7 protein-coding genes are annotated in these 7137 nt (G+C 46.2%); 5 read left to right on the plus strand and 2 right to left on the minus strand.

The features are described from left to right. Positions 1-220: prepilin-type N-terminal cleavage/methylation domain-containing protein (locus ENI34_06445; GenBank protein ID HEC78765.1), on the minus strand; the 220-nt coding region annotated here is incomplete at its 3' end. 4 nt (positions 221-224) lie between these two features. Further along, positions 225-782 carry a prepilin-type N-terminal cleavage/methylation domain-containing protein gene (locus ENI34_06450; GenBank protein HEC78766.1) on the minus strand — a complete coding sequence of 186 codons (558 nt, stop codon included), beginning with the start codon at positions 780-782 and terminating at the stop codon, positions 225-227. 172 nt (positions 783-954) lie between these two features. On the opposite strand from ENI34_06450, the gene ENI34_06455 reads away from it, so the two are divergent. The 5 genes from ENI34_06455 to ENI34_06475 form a co-directional block, all read left to right on the plus strand. Further along, positions 955-2622 (plus strand): M6 family metalloprotease domain-containing protein, encoded by a 1668-nt coding sequence (locus ENI34_06455; GenBank protein HEC78767.1) that lies wholly within the window; start codon positions 955-957, stop codon positions 2620-2622. Continuing rightward, positions 2619-3899: a HAMP domain-containing histidine kinase gene (locus ENI34_06460; GenBank protein ID HEC78768.1), complete on the plus strand. Its 1281-nt coding sequence runs from the start codon at positions 2619-2621 to the stop codon at positions 3897-3899. The genes ENI34_06455 and ENI34_06460 overlap by 4 nt, the downstream gene beginning before the upstream one ends. A 62-nt stretch (positions 3900-3961) precedes the next feature. Beyond that, positions 3962-5389: a TldD/PmbA family protein gene (locus tag ENI34_06465; GenBank protein HEC78769.1), complete on the plus strand. Its 1428-nt coding sequence runs from the start codon at positions 3962-3964 to the stop codon at positions 5387-5389. A 32-nt stretch (positions 5390-5421) separates the two neighbouring features. Beyond that, positions 5422-6717 carry a tetratricopeptide repeat protein gene (locus ENI34_06470; protein HEC78770.1) on the plus strand — a complete coding sequence of 432 codons (1296 nt, stop codon included), beginning with the start codon at positions 5422-5424 and terminating at the stop codon, positions 6715-6717. Between the two features lie 24 nt (positions 6718-6741). Beyond that, positions 6742-7137, plus strand: a 396-nt coding sequence (locus tag ENI34_06475; protein HEC78771.1) for a dihydroorotate dehydrogenase electron transfer subunit, incomplete at its 3' end; no start/stop codon positions are given.

Raw genomic sequence — 7137 nt, forward strand, 5'->3', positions numbered from 1 at the left:
CTTCCCTCGCTTCCATATGTTGTTTTACCACTGCAGTTGTTTTCATTCCCAGAACCGTCATCTGACTTACTGTGAGAATACCGACCGCCAGAATGACTATTGCAACAAGAATCTCGACAAGGGTAAAACCTTTTGGATGTCGGGCTGGTGTAGTACTCTGTGTCTTCAATCCTCTGATTTTAATTCCGGAAAATGTTTTCATGTATCCTCCTTGGTTCATTTAATTAGATACCGGTCCATGAACCGTTTTCATAACGATAGACTTTTACGTTTCCGAGTGAATTGACATGAATCGCAAAATTATTGCTTCCGTCAGTAATATAGATCACTCCGTTTGTCGCATCACCCCGGCCGCGGAATTTCAGACTGCCTCCAGGAAAATCCCAGCCACCTATCGGCGGTGGGCCGTTTCCGCCAGGCGCCTGGGGTACACCACCTGTCGTGGCAAAACGAAGATTGCCGCCGGTCGTCTGACCGAGTTTATATCGTATCGTATCACCGAGAGGATTTCTCACTTCATACTGCCGGTCATTGGGGCTGACGATTTCAAATTCCTGACTGATCGACAGAGCCCTTTCCCGGATCTGTCTGAAATCCTGGGCGATCGCCTGGGCACCGGCGCGGATACGTGCCTTTCGCTGCATCTGGGCGAAATTCGGAACGACAAGAAGTAAGATTATTCCGATGATGATAACGACGACCATCAGTTCTATTAAAGTAAAACCAGAAGGATTATGCGGACGTTTTGTGGGTTTCAGAATTTTTCCCATAATTACCTCCATTCATCACTTATATTATAATGCAAGATTTATGCCAGAATTTCGATAAAATTCTTTTAAATTACGGAACTTTTTTTCGGAAAACAAGCCCTGTCGGAAAAAAATTACTCAAAGTGGGTAAAAATTTTCCCATTGTCGAGCATTGACATTTTGTTCTGCATCAATATAATTTCATATGGTATTACTTATCCTGACTCTTATATGTATGCCGCCCAATCCTTACGCCGATACGAAAAAGCCGATTATCCAGCCGAAATTCCCGGCCCTGATGAACAGAGGACCAGGAAGAATCGAGAACCCCACTGGTGAGAAAAAGGCATTGGTGATTCTGATCGATTTCAATGATAATCAGCATACCTGTCAGGCGGCTCAATTCGATTCACTCATTTACGGTGAATCCCAGAATTCATTAAGGGATTATTATACTGAAGTCTCTTATGGAAAATTTACAATCAGCAAGAGCAGTGTCATCACCCAGTGGCTCAGGGCGCCCCAGGATTATTCCTATTACATCGGAGACAGCTTTGGATTGTATCCGGGGAATTATCCCAATAATGTGCAGGGGATTGTCGTTGCAGCGTGCAGCCTTGCCGACCCTCAGGTGAATTTCGCTGATTTTGATAAAGACGGCGACGGTGTTGTGGATGCATTGTTTATCGTGCATGCGGGTCCTGGTGCAGAAGAGACCGGAGACCCGTCACAGGTGTGGTCACACCAGTGGCAGCTTTCCAATACGGGTACAGGCTGTCCTGGTCCGTACCATACAGACGACGGTGTGGACGTTGATTTCTATTCAATGGAACCAGAGACCCTGGTTTCGTCACCCGGCGGCAGGATCACGGTGGGGGTGTTCGCCCATGAGTTCGGCCATGTGCTTGGATTGCCTGACCTTTATGACCGTGACGGCTCCACGTATGGAATAGGTATGTTCGGTCTTATGGCGGCGGGTTCCTGGGGTCGGGCAAGCAGCAGTGACCTTCCCGGTTCTTCACCCACTCATTTCTGCGCGTGGTCAAAGTACCAACTGGGATTTGTTTCACCCGTAACAGTGGACCGCATCGGTGTTTCAAAACGGGAGAATGAGTCGGTTGCCTGTGCTGGCGCTAATGCTGTGGCATACAGACTCTTAGAAGACCCGGACGGTCCTGACTGGAACTGGTCGGGCGGAACCGGAGAGTACTTTCTTGTTGAAAACAGGTACCGCATTGGATTCGACCGCGGACTTCCGGGTGACGGATTGCTCATTTTACATATTGACGATACGCGTCTGAATAATGACAATGAAAGTCATCCTCTTGTCGGAGTGATGCAGGCAGACGGTGATGAGAGTTTTCTCCTTCCTGACAGGGGAGTCGGCGCCGATCTCTGGCAGAATTCCAGTTATGGTTTCGGTGACACGTCCAGGCCGGCGAGTTTTGACTATGACGGAAATCCCACCGGTGTCTGGGTCTATGACATAGGGCCGGCCTCTTCGAATATGAATGTCTCTTTCTGGGTGACGCCCGTGCTTCTGGGCAGGGTCTATTCTTATCCCAACCCCTTCAGGATAAATGATGAACCTTCTTGGGGCAGGAAGGTCATCATTAGCTATGTGCCTTCTGATACCGTGGAACTCGGGCAGAGTTATCCGGAGTTCAAAGTCATTATTTACAACATCGCCGGAGAACGGGTAAGGGTGCTCGATTCCGAACCCTTAGAGATCGACCGTTTTTCACGGCGCGCATTCTGGGATTTGAAGAATGAAAAAGGAGAGGATGTCGTCAGTGGAATGTATCTGTATGTGATTGAAACAGAGGGTGACAAGATAGAGCGGAACAAAGGCAGGATGACGATTATTCGGTGAAGAGCTCTTATCCGAAAAATATCAGTATAATTTCAATCGTCTTCATCTCATTAATTCTATTCCTTGCAATCGTCAATTTCTACATCAGCATCCAGTTCAGGAATGAGTTCATCATTTTTGAACACAACAGGATTACCAGGATCGCCGGTCTCTGTTCTTATTATCTCCGCACTTATGAAGGAAAAGAACTCAATTCATTACTTAGAAATTTAGGAAACAGTTTTGAATTACGGGATCTTATTATTACCGATACCCTGGGTATGGTTATTTATGACTCACGAAGACTTCCTTTGGATTTTACGACGACGAACGAGAGGGTTGATTTCACCGTGGAATTCAAAAGGCTGCCTGGTCCTGCAGAAGTGCTTCATCAGAAAGACGCTTTTCTTTATCATAATGAAGCCCCTCCTTTCTACTTCTATACCACCTTCCTTTCTCCTTATACCGCAGCCTTTGATCGATTGTTTAAATGGCATATTTTTTATATAACACTCTCACTGCTCTTTATCGGATTCTTGGGGATTTTTCTGATTCGTAATCTGTTCCTGCCCATGCGCTATGTAGCGAATCTGGCGAAAGAACTGGGCGTTGAAATGCAAAGAGAGGATTTTGTTTCCAGAACATTCAATGAGATGTTCAAGAAGATGAAGTCAAAAGAAGAAACACTGATTGAATTTTCCGCTTATATCGCCCACGAATTCAGAAATTCCATTGGAGCGATTACCGGACTGGCGCGCCTGATTGAAAAAGGTAAGCGGCCGGCGTCCGATATTATTGATGAATGCCGTACAATGGAGGAATTGATCAACAGACTTCTTGAATACTCCCGACCGCTCAAACCGGATTTCAGCCGGATTGATATGAAACAGCTGATAGACGACGCCCTTAAACGGACTTCCATTCCTGAAAGAATAGCGGTCGAAAAGGAGATAATGGTCGACATCCCGGATTTCAGGGGTGACTATGAACTTTTGCTTATGGCGGTTGCCAATCTGTTGAAGAATTGTGTTGAATCGATAACCGGCAAAGGAAGGATTGAGATCAACGCCGGTGTTGAGGATGAAGTGGTTGTGCTGTCTGTGGCTGATAACGGCGTCGGGATTGAAAAAGAGGAGCTGGATAAGATTTTTAATCCATTTTATTCCAGGAAAGAAGAAGGCATGGGATTGGGACTCGCCTATGTAAAGAAGATCGTTGAGCTCCACAGCGGCAGGATAAGTGTTAAGAGCAAAAAGGGTGAGGGCACGACATTCACCTTAGTCTTTCCCTTGAGGTAAGCGAGAGATATAAACCTTGATTTTCCATAAAAATCGGATATATTTACAATTAAGGAGAGTACATGGAGCAATTTCTAAAAAGAATTATTGACAATTTAAAGACAAAAAGAGTTGATTACGGTGACGTAAGATTTGTTGAGCAGGAGGTTGAGATAATCGTTCTTAAAAACGGTGTCATCGAGGCGATCTCGCACATTTCAGACAGCGGTTTCGGGGTCAGGGTTTTAAAAGATTCTGCCTGGGGTTTTTCTTCCTCAAATATCATTAAAAAAAGCGAGGCGGATAGAGTGACAAACGATGCCCTGAAGATCGCCCGTGCTTCGGCAACGGTTAAGTCAAAAACATTCTTTCTTTCTCCGCTGAAACCTCAGAAAGGAACATATACCACAATGCTTAAGGAAAATCCTATGGACGTCGCCCTGGATAAAAAACTCGACCTGCTGATGGCTTGCGACAGAATCATGGCTGAGGACAAAAGGATCAAGGTCAGGACCGGATTTATGAGATTCAAGAGGGTCAAGACACATTTTGCTTCGACCGAAGGAGCTCTTATAAAACAGAAGATGGTCTTTTCCGGAGGCAGTCTGAAGGTTTTTGCAATGGAAGATGGAGAGATGCAGTCGCGTTCTTATGGAAATTATAATCAGGCGGGATACGAATTCATTCAGAAATTGAAGTTTCTTGAGAATGCGGCACGGATCAGGGAAGAAGTATTGATGCTGTTGAAAGCAAAGCCGTGTCCGGACGTGAAGACGACCCTTATTCTCGACGCTGAACAGATGGTTCTGCAGACCCATGAATCCTGTGGCCATCCGACTGAACTGGATCGTGTTCTGGGGACTGAAGCGTCTTACGCCGGGACGAGTTTTTTGACGACGGACAAGCTGAATAAGTTCAAATACGGTTCAGAGGTGGTGAATATCGTCGCCGACGCCACAACCCCCGGCGGACTCGGTACATTCGGCTGGGACGATGAAGGGGTTCCCGGTCAAAAGGTTTATCTTGTGAAGAACGGGATTTTCGTCGGTTACCTGAGTTCGCGGGAGACCGCGCCGATTGTCAACAGCCGGTCGAGCGGCGCCATGCGTGCGGACGGATGGAATCGAATTCCTCTTATCAGAATGACCAATATCAACCTGGTGCCCGGTACCTGGAGCTTTGAAGATATGATCGCCGATACTGACAGCGGTATCTTTATGACGACGAACAAATCGTGGTCGATCGATGATAAACGGTTGAATTTCCAGTTCGGTTGCGAACTTGCACGAAAGATTGAGAATGGAAAGTTGACCGAGGTTTACAAGAACCCGCTCTATGCCGACATCACCCCTCGTTTCTGGAACAGTTGTGACGCCTTCGGTGATAAAAAGAGCTGGCAGCTTTTCGGCGTACCCAATTGCGGAAAGGGTGAGCCGGGACAGACCGCTTTTGTCGGACACGGCACTGTGCCCGCCCGCTTCAGAGATGTTCAGGTGGGAATCAAAAAATAGTGGAGTCCGATGACGAATACAGCAGGTTCTTGATGAAGAAGATAATGATTCTGTCGGTCGGGCTGCTGTGTAGTTGTGCTTACTTCAATACATTTTACAACGCCCAGAACTATTATCGACAGGGAATGAAGCTGGTCGTTAATGATACACTCAAGGTTGATTCCGAATTTTTCGATAAGACGATAGAAAAAGCCACTGCGGTGATTGTGAAATATCCCGACTCCCGGTATGTGGATGACGCACTCTTTATGATGGGAGCTTCTTATTATTATAAAGGTGATTATTCCCGGGCGCTTGAAAAACTGGATTTTCTATGCTTGAACTATCCCGGTTCCAAATTTTATGATGACGCCCTTTACTACAAAGGATTAGCTTATTACAAACAGCGGAAATACGGTCCCGCGATAATTGCACTTCAAGAAGCCGCCGGCTCAAAACATTACAGGATCAAGGCGATGATTGCTTTGAGCTATGTCTATTTTCAGCAGAAGGATTATGCTTCTTTAGCCGAAACAATCCAGAAGCTGTTGAAAGAGCGTCTTGACACCAAAGAAAAACGCTGGTTGCTTCAACTTATGGGTGACGCCCAATATGCCCAGAAATTGTATACTGATGCGCTTGCGACCTTTAATGAACTTCTCTCACTGGTGCGGCTTCCCGAAGAGCAGAAAAAACTGAAGTTGAAGATCGCCGAGATATATCTTCAGATGGGTGAATTTTCACGATGTAAGGATTTTCTTGAGGGAGAACATAATCCGGAGTTCAGGAGTATTCTCGGAGATCTGTATACAAAACTCGGTAATATCAAAGAGGCGAAAGAGATATATCTGGAAGTGGCGATCAGCACCCTTAATCCTGATTTCGCCGCCCAGGCGTTCTATAAACTCGCTGAACTTTATCGAAATGAAGACAGCCTTGAGACAGCGATCGCTTATTATGATTCCTCTATGAACAGGTCAGTCACCGGTACCTATGGGGTGAAGGCGAAGAAGATGGCGGATATTTTAAGAAGGCTCAACACCCTTACGTCAGAGACTGAGAAGCCCGACCGTTCACAGTTTCTTCTTGCAGAAATATATTTCGTCGATCTGGGAGAACCGGAAAAAGCAGTCGTTGAGTATGAAAAGGTATACACGGATTTTCCGGAAAGCAAATGGGCGCCGAAGGCGCTTTATGCCCATTTCTGGATTGCCCGTAATATCTTTAAAAACGACAGTCTGGCAGACCTCACTGCTTCCAGAATACTGAGCAGATATCCTGGTTCCACGTATGCCCTTAGTGTAAAGAAGGTGCTGGAAAAAAAGAATGGTGAAGAACTCGATGAATGAGGGTTCAGATATCTTTAGGGCTTGATGATCAGAAAGGTGATAATCGGCAAAAAAGAATGGTATAACAGAGAGACGTTCGGCCTGGAATTACATCTGCCGGGGATTTCTCCCCTGCCCGGCCAGTTTTTTCAGGTGCGGGTAAATGATAACCTCGATCCGTTTTTGAATCGGCCGATAAGCGTCGCTTCTTACCGCCGCGGCAAACTGCTGTTGATAATCAGGGTTGTCGGTAAGGGAACGGCTCTATTGAGCAGGAAGCGTGCAGGAGAGAATTTGACAATTCTCGGTCCTTATGGCAACGGTGTGAAGGTGAAGAATCGGGGGAAGAGTTTGATCGTTGCAGGAGGTATCGGCGTCGCCCCGCTTTATTACCTCGCCCAGCATCTTAAGAAAAAGAAGATTGATTTTACGTTTATCTAC

The sequence above is a fragment of the candidate division WOR-3 bacterium genome (assembly GCA_011052815.1).
Taxonomy (GTDB): Bacteria; Hydrothermota; Tepidihabitantia; order SM23-42; family SM23-42; genus DRIG01.